Annotated in this window: 15 protein-coding genes and 1 CRISPR repeat array; of the genes, 2 read left to right on the forward strand and 13 right to left on the reverse strand. The window is 55.4% G+C overall.

Going from position 1 to position 15,648, the window contains the following annotated elements; all coding sequences use genetic code 11:
* Nucleotides 1-109: 109 nt before the first annotated feature.
* A CRISPR array of direct repeats spans nucleotides 110-682; the repeat unit is 33 nt; unit sequence ATTTCAATCCACGCACCCCTTGCGGGGTGCGAC.
* A 263-nt stretch (nucleotides 683-945) separates the two neighbouring features.
* The 10 genes from cas7c to KI236_RS03150 all read right to left on the reverse strand — a co-directional run bounded on the left by cas7c (nucleotide 946) and on the right by KI236_RS03150 (nucleotide 10,509).
* On the reverse strand, nucleotides 946-1,836 hold the full coding sequence (gene cas7c, locus KI236_RS03105) for a type I-C CRISPR-associated protein Cas7/Csd2 (protein ID WP_212819224.1): 891 nt from the start codon (nucleotides 1,834-1,836) through the stop codon (nucleotides 946-948).
* Complete coding sequence (gene cas8c, locus KI236_RS03110) at nucleotides 1,829-3,571, reverse strand: type I-C CRISPR-associated protein Cas8c/Csd1 (RefSeq protein WP_212819226.1); 1,743 nt, start codon at nucleotides 3,569-3,571, stop codon at nucleotides 1,829-1,831. The genes cas7c and cas8c overlap by 8 nt, the downstream gene beginning before the upstream one ends.
* Nucleotides 3,568-4,230, reverse strand: a complete 663-nt coding sequence (gene cas5c, locus KI236_RS03115; RefSeq protein WP_212819228.1) for a type I-C CRISPR-associated protein Cas5c — start codon at nucleotides 4,228-4,230, stop codon at nucleotides 3,568-3,570. Before cas5c ends, cas8c begins: the two co-directional genes overlap by 4 nt.
* 73 nt (nucleotides 4,231-4,303) lie before the next feature.
* Entirely contained in the window at nucleotides 4,304-6,460 is a 2,157-nt protein-coding gene (gene cas3, locus KI236_RS03120) for a CRISPR-associated helicase Cas3' (RefSeq protein ID WP_212819230.1), read from the reverse strand.
* A 304-nt stretch (nucleotides 6,461-6,764) separates the two neighbouring features.
* Complete coding sequence (locus KI236_RS03125; RefSeq protein WP_329958963.1) at nucleotides 6,765-6,953, reverse strand: PspC domain-containing protein; 189 nt, start codon at nucleotides 6,951-6,953, stop codon at nucleotides 6,765-6,767.
* 233 nt (nucleotides 6,954-7,186) lie between these two features.
* Nucleotides 7,187-7,882, reverse strand: coding sequence for an ATP-binding protein (locus tag KI236_RS03130; protein WP_212819234.1), 696 nt, complete (start codon nucleotides 7,880-7,882; stop codon nucleotides 7,187-7,189).
* Between the two features lie 15 nt (nucleotides 7,883-7,897).
* Nucleotides 7,898-8,431, reverse strand: a complete 534-nt coding sequence (locus KI236_RS03135; protein ID WP_212819236.1) for a 2-oxoacid:acceptor oxidoreductase family protein — start codon at nucleotides 8,429-8,431, stop codon at nucleotides 7,898-7,900.
* Nucleotides 8,432-9,187: a thiamine pyrophosphate-dependent enzyme gene (locus KI236_RS03140; protein WP_212819238.1), complete on the reverse strand. Its 756-nt coding sequence runs from the start codon at nucleotides 9,185-9,187 to the stop codon at nucleotides 8,432-8,434.
* 1 nt (nucleotide 9,188) lies between these two features.
* A complete protein-coding gene (gene vorB / locus KI236_RS03145; RefSeq protein ID WP_212819241.1) occupies nucleotides 9,189-10,268 on the reverse strand; it encodes a 3-methyl-2-oxobutanoate dehydrogenase subunit VorB in 1,080 nt (359 codons plus the stop codon).
* Between the two features lie 19 nt (nucleotides 10,269-10,287).
* Nucleotides 10,288-10,509 (reverse strand): 4Fe-4S dicluster domain-containing protein, encoded by a 222-nt coding sequence (locus KI236_RS03150; protein ID WP_212819243.1) that lies wholly within the window; start codon nucleotides 10,507-10,509, stop codon nucleotides 10,288-10,290.
* Nucleotides 10,510-10,789: 280 nt separating this feature from the next.
* Here KI236_RS03150 and KI236_RS03155 point away from each other — a divergent pair, with 280 nt between their 5' ends.
* Entirely contained in the window at nucleotides 10,790-11,521 is a 732-nt protein-coding gene (locus KI236_RS03155; RefSeq protein ID WP_212819246.1) for a helix-turn-helix domain-containing protein, read from the forward strand.
* A gap of 53 nt (nucleotides 11,522-11,574) precedes the next feature.
* Here KI236_RS03155 and sigE read toward each other — a convergent pair whose 3' ends face one another.
* From sigE to fba, 3 genes are all read right to left on the reverse strand, one after another.
* A complete protein-coding gene (sigE, locus tag KI236_RS03160) occupies nucleotides 11,575-12,279 on the reverse strand; it encodes an RNA polymerase sporulation sigma factor SigE (protein ID WP_212820625.1) in 705 nt (234 codons plus the stop codon).
* Nucleotides 12,221-13,147, reverse strand: coding sequence for a sigma-E processing peptidase SpoIIGA (locus KI236_RS03165; RefSeq protein ID WP_212819248.1), 927 nt, complete (start codon nucleotides 13,145-13,147; stop codon nucleotides 12,221-12,223). Before KI236_RS03165 ends, sigE begins: the two co-directional genes overlap by 59 nt.
* Before the next feature lie 128 nt (nucleotides 13,148-13,275).
* Nucleotides 13,276-14,214: a class II fructose-1,6-bisphosphate aldolase gene (gene fba / locus KI236_RS03170; protein ID WP_212819250.1), complete on the reverse strand. Its 939-nt coding sequence runs from the start codon at nucleotides 14,212-14,214 to the stop codon at nucleotides 13,276-13,278.
* A gap of 186 nt (nucleotides 14,215-14,400) precedes the next feature.
* On the opposite strand from fba, the gene KI236_RS03175 reads away from it, so the two are divergent.
* Nucleotides 14,401-15,639 carry a 6-phosphofructokinase gene (locus KI236_RS03175; RefSeq protein ID WP_212819252.1) on the forward strand — a complete coding sequence of 413 codons (1,239 nt, stop codon included), beginning with the start codon at nucleotides 14,401-14,403 and terminating at the stop codon, nucleotides 15,637-15,639.
* Nucleotides 15,640-15,648: the final 9 nt, after the last annotated feature.

The raw sequence follows: 15,648 nt of genomic DNA on the forward strand, positions 1-15,648 counted from the left end.
TTGCTTCGTTCATAGGTGAACGGATTATAATACTATTATAGAAAATAGGTTTTGAGATTGTCAAGCTCTATTTTTTGCAGGCGGGGCGCGCTTGGGTGTTCCCGAGCCCATTTCAATCCGCGCACCCCTTACGGGGTGCGACCTCCGGTCAGCTCATCAAGATAGCGGCACTTCATATTTCAATCCACGCACCCCTCGCGGGGTGCGACTGCCATAGATTCACCTCACCCTCATGGCTTCGTCATTTCAATCCACGCACCCCTTACGGGGTGCGACCACCCGGCTCGATGCAGTAGCAGGCAGGGCCATCATTTCAATCCACGCACCCCTTGCGGGGTGCGACCCTGGTGACGCTGGTGACCTGTACGCCCTTTGGGGTATTTCAATCCACGCACCCCTTGCGGGGTGCGACGTTGCTCCTTTCCATGCCCGAGTCGGGCACACACATTTCAATCCACGCACCCCTTGCGGGGTGCGACAGCGGGAGCAGAACTTCTTGCGGTTCCTGGTCTCATTTCAATCCACGCGCCCCTCGCGGGGTGCGACTTCGTCAGCGGCGGCGTTCTGACCGTGCTGGGCATATTTCAATCCACGCACCCCTTGCGGGGTGCGATGGCTCCTCACCCAGCAGATCACTGACAGTGCATCCATTTCAATCCACGCACCCCTTGCGGGGTGCCCGTTTTTCCCCGGCGGAATTCCAACACATCGCAGGCGCCGGACACACCCAGTGTCCGGGAAAAATGCGCATATCCCGGGTGACGAGGAGGTCTCCCCGGCTCTCGGTAAATCCACCGTTGTGGGCGTTTTCGTGAAGGATCGCTCCATCGGTGGTGCGGAAATTTTCCGCCCACTGGTTCTCGATATAGATAAGCGCCCACTGGCGGCGGCAGAACTTGAAGTGCTGCAAACCGGAGAGTTGGAGGAAATCCTCCTCGGGATAAATCACCCCATCCGTGTGCAGATTACGCCCTCCGGCAGTTTCTCTTCGTCCACGGTGACGGCATAATCGTCATAGCATCTAGGCGTAGTCACACCGTCCTTTCGTGCCGCCTTCACCAGTTCAAAGAGCTTATGGGCAGGGGCACAGCCCAGCTCACAGTCATGCTTGAAAACGATCAGTTCCCGGACGGCCATCTTGCCCCGCGCGGCGGAGTGGTCATTTTCAAACATATTCAAAATGGCAGTCCACAGCAGGTCAAGATCCTCCTGAGAAAAGCCGGTGGTCTTACGGGCGAGGTTGGCGGAAACATAACCCTCCACGCGATACAGGCCGTAGGGTACGATGTACTTGCGGCCCATCTCCGTGCCCTTCTTCTCCGCGTCCGCCTCGGTAGTGATGGCCACGCGGGTGATGGTCACCTCCTGCGGCAAAATAGGATCGACGCTGCGGGCAAAGCCCAGCTGCACTGGTCCCCGCACCTGACCGCAGTTGAGGGCCCCCTTCACAAAGGTGGTCATCACCGCGCCGAAGGTGCGGATATCGTAGAAGTTGGAGCACATGAAGTCCCGGAGCTTTTCATCCAGATGCTCGTCCTTTTTCTTTGCATCCTTCAGCTTGTCCGGATCAACCCCTACATAGGCGCAGGCTTCCTTGTCGCTGGTGTTCAGAGGAACGCCGTCCTTGATATAGATGCGATAGCCGCTCTCCCCCTCCTTGGCGGTCTCCACATAGTTGCGGATCTTGCGCTTGAGGCACACATCCGTCACAAGGCCGTAGCCGGTCTCGGGGTCCACGCGGGGCATATTGCCCGCATCAGGGTCGCCGTTTGGATTACCGTTCTCCACATCGAACAGCACCACAAATTCATACCGGTTCTTGATGGGTTCAGACATTGTTCTCTTCCTCCTTTTTTGTAAATCGCTTCTGTGTTTGATGATAGTAACCGAGGTCAAAAGCCCCCTGCTGTGCCAGCGTCATGCGAGCAGGGTAGCTTTCACCTAAAATGCCCTTGAGCGCCATAACCTGCTTGTCATAGTAAACACGCTGTCCGCCCTCCAGCTTGCGCAGATGCTTCTGGTACAGGTTGTTCAGCACAGGGAAAATGCTGGCGGGCATCGCCGCCGCGGAGTTGAAATACTTATCCTTGATGGTCGCATTGATACCGGGATTCGCGGTCTGCTGTACCGCCTCGTAGACGGAAAACAGGCGGCCCAGCGTATAGGCAGTATTGGTACTTGCTTCATTGAGACTCACGGTCAAAACCTCCTTCGGACAGTCCTCGTGTGGATTTTTCAGATAATAGGCCTTGATGATCGCCGCCCGTCCCCATGTGATATGGCGCTCCGCCCGGATACGGAGCATCGTTGCCTCCAACAGAGAGGCGGTATAGCGTCCGCCGGAAAAAATGGCCCGGGCCGTCGCGCCGGCCATAATGGGAGAGGGCGCTTTATCGCGGGAATTCAAGTTCACCGTCTCCCGCAGCAGCGCCCACAACGGCAGATAAGTGAATTTTTCATAGGAAGGACGAACGATCTCCATACGCTCATAGTGGTCGTTGACATTCTTCATCAGCGCCCCGAAGCTGTCCCGCAGGAAAAAGCGGACGGAGAGCCGAGCCGCGTTGGGAGCCAGCCCCAAAATGTAGAACGGGCGGTTGGGGTCAATGCCCAGGTCGTCACAGGGTAAACCGTTTGCTAAGCGCTTGAGGGCTGCCCGAAGGTCATCGTCCGACAGCCCCTCTTTTCCACCGCCGAACAGCGCTGCCACGCCGAAGGTCTGGTAGATGTCCTCCGCACCCTCCGCCCAGCAGACTACGGTGGTATCGCCGATGGTCTGCACATTTTCCTTATCGGCAAGCAGATGGTTCAGTGCGGCGGTATAGGCAAAGGCGGCGTATTTCCCCACCGGGGCGTTGAAGCTCTGCTCGTGTCCGTAGGAACAGAACGCTGGAGCATTGAAGGATACAAGCGCCGCACCGCTGGACTGCGCGTCCCGAACACCCTTCACCGACGGATGTACGGCGGTGATCTCATCCTCCCTGCCTGTTACAAGGCACTGCATTCGCACCGCATCCGTACCGCCGCTCTCCCGATACCGCTGCCATGCCTCTCGGATGGCGGCATCCTCCTGCGGGTAGATCCCGGCAGCGCGGAACAGGAGATTTCCGCCTGATATTACCTCATCAAGCAGTCCGGCAAGGGCCGGGTGCTCCGCCGCATTTTCCGGTTTCCAGTTGTCGAAAAATGCCAGAATCGAGTGGGCCACAGGGGAATCAACACCGTCCAGAACCGCGTGGTGCAGCTTCGCTGCTGCGGCGAAACAGTTTCGGCTGCGCTCGGGCTTACCTTTTTGGTCGATACCGAACAGATAGGAAGAGTTGTCCCACAAGAAATTCGCGGCGATACCCACCGTGCGCTTCACAGCTGCAGGCAGCGCCATAGACTGCGGCTGTTGGACGGTTTTCTTTCCCTTCGTCACATCCTCCATTGTGGGAACGACCTGCGTCAGTCCGCCGTTTTCATCCAGATACAGTGCAAAGCTAATCTTCGCAGGGGCCCAGCCGGGAGCGTCGATCTTTCCCTGTGCAAGCAGATCCTCATAATACCGCGTCAGTGCCTGCAGAATCATCTCCTCACCTCCCCGCTATCCGGCGGCGGAACCGTCATCACGCCGTTGACCAACTCCGCCCGGAAGAATATAGGCGTGATGTTTTCGGGGTCACGATAGTCCATATCCCAGAGTATCCACCCCAAATCCTTTGCGCCCTTCAGCTCGTCGGGACAGGGCGGCAGAGCGGCACAGCGGCGGAAATGGGCGGGAAATTCCCGTGTACCGAGGTAGGGCATACTGTAACACTGTCCTCGTTCCAACCGCCGCTTGATAATGTCCTGAAATTTTCCGTGGTTGTCCCCCGGTGCGGCGGCAGGCGTCATCTCAAAGTGGGCATCGATGACATAATGGACATCCCGCAGCACCATAGCCGCCCGTTGCTGGATGCTCTCCGGGGTAGCCAGATACAGTTCTCCCACCCCGCCGTTCATCACTGCTTTCACTTTATTAGCGCTGATGATGTCCTTCACCTCGTTACGGCGGATATTGGTGAAGCGGATGGGACTGCACACATGGATGCGGTCGATCACCCATCTGAGACCAGGGTGCCAGTAAATGCTCTCCAACAGCCCTCGCGCTGCCGAAGGCGTCATCACATCATAACTGACGCGCTCCGTCTTCATCTCTGGCCGCGTGAAGCATGCGTAGTCACCCCAGACCTCCACTTGGATTGGCATTGGATCACTCCTCTCTTCCCTCTTACCTTGGTTTTAATATCAGTATAGGTGGTACTGTATCCTATAGGACACCTCATATTAAATCAGCTCTTCCTGTCTCTGGTTCCAGCGCAAGTCCCGTACGCTCGTCATATAATGTCAGATCGGCGAGAATGGCGCTGTCCTCGTCCAGAGCGGGAATGTCCCGCGCAGTCAGCAGCGCACCGGCGGCATACAGCGCCTTGAAATGCTGGTCATATACAGAAACGGCATACCGGCCCAGCTTGCGATAGAGGTTCTTGGAGCATTTTCCTTCCCTTAGTTGCTCAATGAGCGCTGCACCCTCGCCAACGGGCACATAGACCGTATATGTATTTTCATCGATGAAGTGAAAATGCTCTGCCACGGTGCGCAACGGCAGACTGTAGCCGCTGATGCCCATTTCAAGGGCTTTGACAACGCCATACTTGTCAAGCGTTTCCCCGCTCAAGGTCCGCAGTTCACGAAAATAGCGCTGCATGGTCTCCTGTGCGGCAGGGTCACGCCCGCCATCCAGTGCATGGCGCGTTGCGCCCACAGCCGTGCGGAACAAAAGCGGCGGAAGCTCCGTCCGCTCGAAGACCGTTACGATACTCTCATCTGCCGCCCGCTTTCCCTCCCGGTTGCAGCGCCCCGCCGCCTGCAGAATGGAATCCAGTCCAGCCAGCTCACGGTAGACTGTAGGAAAATCCACATCTACACCCGCCTCAATAAGAGATGTAGACACCACACGGCATGGTTCGCCGTCCTTCAATCTCTGCCGAATTTCCTCTAAAATTGCCTGTCTCTGCGTAGGGATCATCAGGGTAGAAAGATGGAAACATCCCTCTTTGGGCAGGCGGTCAAAAATCCGCTGCGCCGCCCTGCGGCTGTTGACCACGCAGAGTACCTGTCTGTGATTGCTCAATCGCTCCGTCAGCGCATCATCCTCCAAAACCCCGGCCTGCCGGAAGGTCACACGGCGAAAGCGATCATATATCTCCTCTGTTTGGGGGCACAGCTCCATCACGGTATGCCCTGGCGCATAGGTACGCAGTAAATCACTCAGGGACGGCTGCGTAGCGGTACACAGCACCAGGGTGGAGCCGACATACTCTGCCAGCGATGCCATTGCCGCCACACAGGGACGCAGGTGGCACAGGGGCAGCATTTGCGCTTCATCAAAAATGATGACGCTGTTTGCAAGGTTGTGAAGCTTGCGGCATTTGGAGGAGCGGTTGGCGTATAAGGAATCGAAAAACCGGGCCGCCGTTGTCACCACCACCGGCATATCCCAATTTTCCGATGCCAGCGCCCGGCGTATCTCCTCGGGCGACGCGCCATCGGAGAGGTCAAACTCAATGCCGGAGTGGTGCTCCAGCACATTGCCGCCGCCCAGAATATTCCGAAACACCTCCGCATTCTGCTCGATGATAGAGGTGTAGGGAATGATGTAGATCACTCGCTTCATGCCGTGAGTTACTGCGTGACGCAGGGCAAACGCCAGCGATGTAACCGTTTTTCCGCCGCCGGTCGGCACGGTAAGCGTGTAAATGCCTTTCGGTTTACACCCCGCCTCTATGCAGGTATTCAGCATTTTGCATCGGAGATGGTTCAGTTCCGTTTTCGGATTTTGCCACAGTGCGATATAGGCCTCCAACCGCTTGAGCAGCGTCGGCAGGTCGTCGTAACCGCCACGGCCCTGCTCTCCGTTCATAAACCGCTCCGTGTCCAAAAAATCCGCGTCCACCAAGCAGGAATAGAGCATTCGTGTCCGGAATGACAATTTCCACAGATCCCGCTCCGGCGTTTCCGGTGGGATCCGCGGTAGCGCTACACCACTCTCACCGCAGCGATCCAAATACCGCTCCTCCAAGCCCTTTTTGAGTCGTCCGTAAAGGGTTGCATCCCCTGCCTGATCGGTTCGTGGGTTTCCGAAATCAGGAAGTCCACTATGATGCCCCGCTACACAGGCAGCAGCACATGTGCGTAAAAGCCGTGCGCAGGCCACTGCACCGGCGGTGGCGTGATCCACAATGGGACCGCCCTCCAGTAAGCGTTTTTGGAAGCCATCGGTGCATTTGCCAATATCATGGGCAAGACCCATCAGCTCTCCCTCTGCCTCTGCTCCGAACTCGCCTGCGAATGAGCGGCATAGCGCAGCGGTTCCCGACAGATGCTCTGCTATCATCTGTCGGCGGCCATCGTCTGAAATGTGAGCATAATAGTCCATTTCATTTCCTCCAAAAGAAAAAAAATCAGCCCTGTAATTATTACAGGGCCAGTTCCAAAGACGGCCGAAAAACAGCCCTTACTCTGTCAATATAATACAATTCATTAGCAAATATCACAATGGCAAAATATCCGCCTGTACACCTATAATATAGCACATAAATCGTTTATTCGTCAACAGTTTTTTGAGTATTGCACTTAAAATGGGGCATATGAAACGGTTCTATCGGTTAAAAGATAGTGGCGGCTACCATTTCTGATAGCCGCCACAGATGCTGCCGTTAAGCGTATAGAGTGTGTCCCATTTATTCATCCATAGGTTTATTGGGGAAAATAAGGGTGCAAATAATATAAGCCAGGACGCCGCTGCCGCCCAAAGCGCAGAACAGCACCCAGGCCAGTCGAATCAGAGTTGGGTCAACAGAAAAATACTCCGCGATACCCGCACAAACACCGGCTAATATCTTGTTATCGGATTTATACAGCTTTTTCATGGTCAATTTCCTCCTTAATATCTCTTTTCTTTGCAATTTTACTGCCTAAAAGCGTTCCCAGCAGCATACTCCGGCCCGAAAGAATCCAGGGCAGCGCTGTCTACTCGGATTGACTTACGGGATATTCCCCCTTTTTCTGGGTCTATGATAGGCCTATATTTCACATTTGTCAATGAAAAAGCACACGAAAAAGGAGCCCCTGCCCTTGCAGGCAGAGGCTCCCACGAATTCGTTTACTTTCTATCCAGCCATGTGGGCCGCATATAGAGCTTGATGGGATAAATGACCATATCGTCCAGGCCCTGCTCGGCCTTGGCCTTTTCCAACTCCGGCACCAGCTTCTCAACGCAGGTGGTATAGGTGATGGGAATACCTGTCTCCCGGGAGATGTCCCGGCAGAGCTGATAACCCTTCAGAATATCCTCCACCTTAGTCTCACGAAGCAGATGTGTGTTGCTGATAAGGCCCTTCACCTTCAGTCCGGTCTCGGCCTGGATGGTCTGAATGTGATACAGTGCGCCCTCCAGGGTGTCCGTTTCCGGTCGGTTGGCATTCACCACGATAAGCATTTCGCAGTCCGACTCATCCACAAAGTACTTCTTGAACTGGTTCAGCACCCGTGCGCCGGCGTTATCGCCGCCCACATCGGCCACCACCATATAGTCTTTGTTTTCCAGCGGAGCTTTCATGCAGGCGGAAATGGCCGGTAGATCCTCGGTGATGTCGTAGCCAAAGGAATTGAAGTGAATGGCGATGCCCATATCCTCCAAAAACTCCTGCCGCTCTCTGCTGCGGAAGTAGGGGTTGGCAATGTCCATATCCAGGATGGCTACTTTATCGTACTGCTTCTTCAGGTTGATGACATGGTTCACGGAAAACTCTGTTTTGCCGCTGCCATAATGGCCTACTATAAGCGTAATTCGTTTCAAGGCAATTCTTCTTTCTTACTCTTTCCAAGCAGACAGAGCTGTCTTGTTGGCGGGGATGAGGGCGGCCTTCTTGCCGGTCATGGTCTTGGCCAGGACCTTGTCCATGATGTCCAGGCTCACCACGCCGGAAGCGCGGATGATGGCGCCCAGCATGACCATATTGGCGGTCTTGCCATTGCCCACTTCGTGCTCGGCAATATGAGTGCAGTCCACATAGTGAACATTTACATCGGTGCGGCGAGCCTTATAATTGATAACAGAAGCGTTCACAAACAGGTGGCCGCCGGGAACCAGCATATCCTCGAATTTATCCAGAGAAGGACCATTCATAGCCACCAGAACATCACAGGTAGTGACCAAGGGAGAGGCAATGGGCTTATCGGAAATGCAGACGGTGCAGTTAGCCGTACCGCCGCGCATCTCGGGGCCGTAGGAGGGCATCCAAGTGGCCTCTTTGCCCTCGTACATTGCAGCGTAGGCCAGCATCTGGCCGATCAAAAGCACACCCTGGCCGCCGAAGCCGGCCACAAAAACTTTTTTAGTAGCCATTTACTTTACCTCCTTGACTTCCTCGGGGCACTTGAACTGCTTCACAGGATAGTAAGGCATCATGTTCTCCCGCAGCCACTCCATAGCTTTAGGAGCGGTCAGGCCCCAGTTGGTGGGGCAGATGGACAGGAACTCAACAAATGCGAAGCCCAGCTTCAAATCCTGCACCTTAAAGGCACGGCGGATAGCGGACTTAGCCTTGCGCACATTGGCGGGGGAATCCAGAGAAACGCGCTCCACATACACGGCGCGATCCTGGCAGGAAATCAGCTCGCACATACGCATGGGCATACCGGCCTGCTCCACGGTACGGCCGTCCACGCAGGTGGTGGTCTTTTGGCCGATCAGAGTGGTGGGGGCCATCTGGCCGCCGGTCATACCATAGATGGCATTGTTGATGAAGAAGGTGCAGAACTTCTCGCCGCGCTCAGCAGCGTGAATGATCTCGTTGGTGCCGATGGAGGCCAGGTCACCATCGCCCTGGTAGGTAAACACAGGGGAGTTGGGATGCACGCGCTTGATGCCGGAGGCAACAGCGGGGGCACGACCGTGCGGAGACTCCATCATATCAACATTCATGTACTGGTGAGCCACAATGGAGCAGCCCACGGGGGAAACGGCGATGCAGTTACCCAGGTCACCGCGCTCCTCCAGCACTTCCATAATCAAGCGATGAGCAATACCGTGCGTGCAGCCGGGGCAGTAGTGCAGCTCGGTCTCACGCATACCTTTTGTATATTCAAATACGGGCTTCAACTTACTTCACCTCCATAATCTTCTTGGTCCGGTCAACGATCTCCTGGGGATCCAGCAGCATACCACCGACGCGGTTGATGAGGCTGACGGGCAGCTTGCACTCCACGGCCAGCTTCACATCGTAGATCATCTGACCCTGGGACAGCTCCACAGAGATGATGTGCTTGGTGGTGTTGAAGTCGATCTCCTTAAAGGCATTCACGGGGAAGGGCCAGAGGGACTTGGGACGGATCAGGCCGACCTTGATGCCCTCGTTTGCCAGCATCTCCATAGCCTCCATAGCGATACGAGAGGTGGAACCATAGGCCACAAACACGACCTCGGCGCCGGCAAGATTACGGGACTCCCAATCCTGCAGCTCGCGCTCGGCCTTTTCGTACTTGGGCCAATATTCATTGATGTAGTTCTCCAGCAGCTCCTGCTTGAGCCACACGGAGTTGATGGCGTGACGGTCTCTCTTATTCTTATGGCCGGTCAGCGCATAGGGCTTAGCCACGGGGATCTCGTCCTCCGTGAGAGCAGCCTTGGGCTCGGGCATCACAACAGGCTCCATCATCTGGCCCAACATACCGTCGGCGGCGATGATGACGGGGTTTCTGTATTCATCAGCCAGGTCAAAGGCCTTGCCGATCATATCGATGGCTTCCTGGATGGAGTTAGGAGCCAGAACGATGGTGTGATAGTCGCCGTTGGAGCCGCCGCGGGTGACCTGGTTATAGTCGGCCTGACCGGGCTGGATGGAACCGATGCCGGGGCCGCCGCGCATAACATTGATGATGACCACAGGCAGCTCTACGGAGCAGAGCAGACCGATGGACTCCTGCATCAGCGCGATACCGGGAGAAGAGGAGGTGATCAGCACACGACCGCCGGCAGCGGATGCGCCGTAGGCCATGTTGATGGCGCCCAGCTCAGACTCAGCCTGGATGAAGGCGCCGCCGTTCTTCTTCAGCTCTCTGGACATATACTCGGGAACCTCGCTCTGCGGGGTGATGGGGTAACCGAAATAGTATCTGCAGCCGGCGTTGATAGCGGCGGCAGCGAAGGCTTCGTTACCCTTCATTAATTTCTTTTCTGCCATTTCTTTGTTACCCTCCTACTTATTCCTCAACATAGACATTGATGATGCCGTCCGGACACATCAATGCGCAGCTGGCACAAGCAATACACTTGTCAGGATCCGTTATGCTGATGGGATGATAGCCCTTTCTATTCACGGCCTCATCATCAAGCTTCAGGATCTTCATAGGACAAGCGTTCACACACAGCTCGCAGCCCTTACAGCGGTCTGTTCTGAAAACCAATTTTCCTTTTTTTGCCACTTGACTCACTTCCTTTTCTGTTTTCCGGTGGAAAACCCACTTCCACCCGATAAATGTATTATAACGAAAAATGTTGCAATAGTCAACGGATTATGCCCGTTTACCATTGTTAAATTCTAGATTTCATCCATTTCATTAAAAATGCAGAGTAATTTTGTGCATATTTTTTTTGCGTTTATTTTGCTGAAAGTATAGAAAGAAACGGTTTCATTTTGTGAAACAAATTGTTGACTTTACGGGAAATAATTGGTATAATGAAGCGGCATAGGAGGTGTGTCGAATGAGTTCATTTGGTTACCATGTGGGCCAGCGCATAAAAAAATACAGAAAAAGCCGCGGATACACCATTGAGAAGTTCTCCGCCATGATCGGCAAGAGCAAGGCCACCGTGTCAAAATACGAAAACGGGACCATTACCATTGATATTGAGACCCTGTACGATATTGCACAGAAGCTGGATATTGATCTCAAGTGCTTCATTGACTATCATCCCCCGGTGATGCACTCGGAGCCGGTTCTGCCGAAGAATTATTACTTCAATCAGCCCAGGGCCTATATGTATTACTACGATGGACGCGTGCGGCAGATCGTCCGCTCTCTGCTGTGCTTCTCCCCTTCTACGGCAGGGGAGTCGGTGGATGTGATGCTCTATGTGGGCGTAGAGGATTTCTCGAATCCTGACCGCTGCCAGCACCTGTTTACCGGTGAAATGAAGGCTTACGACACCATTACCCACATGGTGCTCAACAACCAGATCAACGAGGCGGAAAAAATGTACATCTGTATGCTCAACCCCATGCAGACTCGGACGCCCGCCATCGGACTTCTCTCCGGCATCGGCAGCAGCCCCTTCTTCGCGCCCATTGCCGTGAAAACCCTGATCTCCAAGGAGCCTCTGGAGGAAAGCGACCGCCTGCTCAATACCATTAAACTGGATAAGGACGACTACCATCTGCTGAAATACTATAATATGATGGTAGTCAACCGTCCCGCAGCCCTGTTTTTGGAGTGAGGGCAGGGTACATATATCGTATAAAAATGCCGGATCACACGATCCGGCATTTTTTAGCTCATTTTAAGTATTTCACGCTTCAGACGCAGGATAATCCGCTTTTCAAGGCGGGAAATGTAGGACTGGGAGATGCCCATTCGGTCAGCCACCTCCTTTTGGGTCATTTCCTTTTTCCCTCCCAGGCCGAAGCGCAGGGTTATGATATCCTGCTCCCGGGAGGAGAGCTTACCCACCGCATCCCGGAGCAGCTTACGGTCCACATCCGCCTCAATGGGTCGCATCACCGTGTCACCATCCGTGCCCAGGACATCGCTGAGAAGCAGCTCCTTGCCGTCCCAGTCTGTGCTCAATGGCTCATCGAAGCTCACCTCTGTCCGCTGGGCGGCGTTTTTACGCAGATACATGAGAATTTCATTTTCGATGCACCGGGAGGCGTAGGTGGCCAGCTTGATATTTTTATCCGCTCGGAAGGTATTGATAGCCTTAATAAGACCGATGGTTCCGATGGAGATGAGGTCCTCCATGTTGATCCCTGTATTTTCAAAGCGTCGAGCCAAATATACAACCAATCGAAGATTGTGCTCAATAAGAGTCTGGCGCACGGCGAAGTCTCCTCGACCCATCCGGGCGATAAGCTCCGCCTCCCTTTCCCGGCTCAAAGGCTGCGGCAGCGTATCGCTGCCGCCTATGTACATGACCTTATCCGGCCTGGCCAGACGCAGAAGACTGCGCCAGATCCGCAGTATCAGCTTCTTCAGCGTTCTCCCCCCTTTCCATGGCGCCGCCCCACAGGGCACAATATCCTCCGCCGTCGCTTACCGGCCCCGGCGAAAGGGCTATGAGTGTTCGGGGCATCCGCCTGCGGTGCAGGGCTATATAGTCACTGCGCACAGCCAAAAGCAGCCCCGACTCCGTTCCCACGCTGCGAAAGGGCAGCAGGGTAAAATGGAGCCGGCTCCCTCCGTCATAAAGTCTCGCCATGGCCGCCTCTGGAGCAGAATTCTCCCGCAAAATAGCGGCATCCCGCTCCGGCAGCAGCTCCAGCACCGCCGCCTGTTCCGCCACCAACACCGGCCGCCCATTTACCGGGTCGCGCAGGGTGTTGCCCGTATCGTGCAGGGCGGTGAGTTTGCGCACATGGCCGCCTATGGCTACCTGAACTGTCATCAATTCCCCTCCTCCATGTCTTGCTCCCTGCCGAAACAGCAGGTGCAGCGCCGCACTCAGCGCCACCGTGCCGCCCAACAACAGCCTCCAGTCGATCTCAGCCCGATAGATCCGCCCCAGCAGCAGACCCGGCGCACCTACACAAAATCCCGCAGCCAGGATTATACCAGCCAGTGCCCCGGAGAGAAGGAAAAACAGGCCTATCAGCCTCCAGCGGCTGCGCTCCGGCGCAAACGCCGCCAGTGCCATGGCTGCACCGGAGACCACCTTGCCTACAGGATGTGCCAGCCAGCCAAGTCCCGGCAAAAACACAACCGCCGCGTACAGACCGCCTCCGGCGGCACACAACAGCAGCCGCAACCGCCGCAGCGGAATACCCGCCAGCCGCGCCGCTGCCAGCAGGAGCAGATAGTCCACTGCCAGGTTCAGCAAAAACACACGGTCGATATAAATACGCAACAGCCTCCCCCCTCTCCGCTATGATTATATCCCCACGGAGATGAGAATCCCGTCATATCCGGGCGCAAAAAAATGTACCCCGCCAAAAAGATGGGGTACATTTTTCGATACTTATTTGTGCTGAAAGCTTAGAACGCCTTGCCGTCGCAGCCCAGCACATCCACGATCTTATGGGCCACCATGTCATGGATGGCCTGACGGGCAGGCTTCAGATACTGACGGGGATCGAAGTGATCCGGATGCTCAGCCAGATACTCGCGGATAGAGGCAGTCATAGCCAGACGCAGGTCGGAGTCGATGTTGATCTTGCAGACGGCCATGGAGGCAGCCTTCCGGAGCTGATTCTCGGGTACGCCGATGGCACCGGGCATATTGCCGCCGAACTTATTGATTTTCTCCACGAATTCCTGGGGCACGGAGGAGGAGCCGTGCAGCACGATGGGAAAGCCCGGCAGCTTCTTCTCCACCTCCTCCAGCACATCAAAGCGCAGCTGGGGCTTGGTACCGGGCTTGAACTTATAAGCGCCGTGGCTGGTGCCGATGGCGATAGCCAGGGAATCGCAGCCTGTCTTTTCCACAAACTCCTGTACCTCCTCGGGGCGGGTGTAGGAGGAGTCCTCGGCGGAAACATTCACCTCGTCCTCAATGCCGGCCAAGGTGCCCAGCTCCGCCTCTACCACCACGCCGTGGTCGTGGGCATACTCCACCACCTGACGGGTCAGGGCGATGTTCTCGGCAAAGGGCTTGGAGGAGGCGTCGATCATCACGGAGGTGAAGCCATCGTCAATGCAGCTCTTGCACAGCTCAAAAGTGTCGCCGTGGTCCAGATGCAGACAGATGGGCAGGCCCGTGTCGATGACGGCGGCCTCTACCAGCTTCATCAGATAGGTGCGGTTGGCATAGGCCCGGGCGCCCTTGGACACCTGCAAAATAACCGGGGCCTTCAGGTCGGCGGCGGCGCCGGTGATGCCCTGAATGATCTCCATGTTGTTCACATTGAATGCGCCGATGGCATAGCCGCCCTTATAGGCCTTTTCAAACATTTCCTTCGATGTTACCAGAGGCATAGTTATGATCTCCTTTACATTATAAATTCAAACTCTATATCGAATGGCACTCTTGCCATAGATTTTACCACATAAATCGGAATTTGCAAGGGTTGGCCGTTTACTTTATGCAAATCTCATGGTAGAATAGGGTAGCTGATTCCGAAAAAATATTCCACATACATCATCGCAGGAGGTATTGATTCCATGAATGTACTGAAAGGCGCCTGTATCATCGGCCAGTCCGGCGGGCCTACATCCGTTATCAACGCCAGCGCCTACGGCGTTATCGACACAGCGCTGAAAAGCGGCGTTATCACCCGGGTGCTGGGCGCGGAGCACGGCATCAAGGGTGTGCTGAATGACAGGCTGTTCGACATGGGCCAGGAGGACCCCGAGGAGCTGCGTCTGCTGAAATACACCCCCTCCTCCGCCCTGGGCTCCTGCCGCTATAAGCTGGCCGACCCCGCCGTGGACGACACGGATTTCAAGCGCATCCTGGAGATTTTCAAGAAATACGATGTCCGCTACTTCTTCTATAACGGCGGCAACGACTCCATGGACACCTGCAACAAAATCAACCAGTACATGCAGTCTGTGGGCTATGAGTGCCGGGTCATGGGCGTGCCCAAGACCATCGACAACGACCTTTACGGCACGGACCACTGCCCCGGCTACGCCTCTGCCGCCAAGTACATTGCCACCTCCTTTATGGAGGTGTATCTGGACTCCCATGTGTATGACACCGGTATGGTGGTGATTATGGAGATCATGGGCCGCCATGCTGGCTGGCTGGCCGCCGCCTCCGCTTTGGCCAGTGAATACGGCGCCGGCCCGGACCTCATCTATTTGCCGGAGACGGACTTTGATATGCCGAAGTTTATTAACGATGTCAAGGGTGTCTACGCCAAAAAAGGCAACTGCCTGGTGGCAGTATCCGAGGGCATACACTACGCCGACGGCGGCTTTGTCTCCGAGGCCAAGGTGGAAAAGACCGATGGCTTCGGCCACGCTCAGATGGGCGGCCTGGCCTCTATCCTGGCAGAGGTCATCAAGGAGGAGATGGATGTAAAGGTCCGTGGCATCGAGCTGAATCTTCTGCAGCGCTGCGGTGCGCATCTGGCCTCCGAAACGGACATTGAGGAGTCCTTCATGGCCGGTAAGGCCGCGGTGGAAAACGCCATTGCCGGTATCAACGGACGCATGATCGCCTTTGAGCGGGGCATCCAGAACGGACGCTATGCCTGTAAGACCAAGCTGGTACCCCTGATGGAAGTAGCCAATGTGGAAAAAAAGATTCCCCGCTCCTGGATCAACGAGGATGGCACCGGCGTAAATCATCAGTTTATTGAGTATGCTCTGCCCCTGATCCAAGGTGAGCCGGACCTGCCCAAGCAGGACTCCCTCCCCCGCTTTGCCAAGCTGAAGAAAGTGCTGTCGAAGTAAAGGAGGTTT

This window comes from Vescimonas fastidiosa (assembly GCF_018326305.1).
Classification (GTDB): domain Bacteria; phylum Bacillota; class Clostridia; order Oscillospirales; family Oscillospiraceae; genus Vescimonas; species Vescimonas fastidiosa.

Bases quoted from the DNA above. Each gene is read 5' to 3' on its own strand.
- cas7c (WP_212819224.1), bottom strand. From the start codon at position 1,836: ATGTCTGAACCCATCAAGAACCGGTATGAATTTGTGGTGCTGTTCGAT.
- cas8c (WP_212819226.1), bottom strand. From the start codon at position 3,571: ATGATTCTGCAGGCACTGACGCGGTATTATGAGGATCTGCTTGCACAG.
- cas5c (WP_212819228.1), bottom strand. From the start codon at position 4,230: ATGCCAATCCAAGTGGAGGTCTGGGGTGACTACGCATGCTTCACGCGG.
- cas3 (WP_212819230.1), bottom strand. From the start codon at position 6,460: ATGGACTATTATGCTCACATTTCAGACGATGGCCGCCGACAGATGATA.
- KI236_RS03125 (WP_329958963.1), bottom strand. From the start codon at position 6,953: ATGAAAAAGCTGTATAAATCCGATAACAAGATATTAGCCGGTGTTTGT.
- KI236_RS03135 (WP_212819236.1), bottom strand. From the start codon at position 8,431: ATGGCTACTAAAAAAGTTTTTGTGGCCGGCTTCGGCGGCCAGGGTGTG.
- vorB (WP_212819241.1), bottom strand. From the start codon at position 10,268: ATGGCAGAAAAGAAATTAATGAAGGGTAACGAAGCCTTCGCTGCCGCC.
- KI236_RS03155 (WP_212819246.1), top strand. From the start codon at position 10,790: ATGAGTTCATTTGGTTACCATGTGGGCCAGCGCATAAAAAAATACAGA.
- fba (WP_212819250.1), bottom strand. From the start codon at position 14,214: ATGCCTCTGGTAACATCGAAGGAAATGTTTGAAAAGGCCTATAAGGGC.
- KI236_RS03175 (WP_212819252.1), top strand. From the start codon at position 14,401: ATGAATGTACTGAAAGGCGCCTGTATCATCGGCCAGTCCGGCGGGCCT.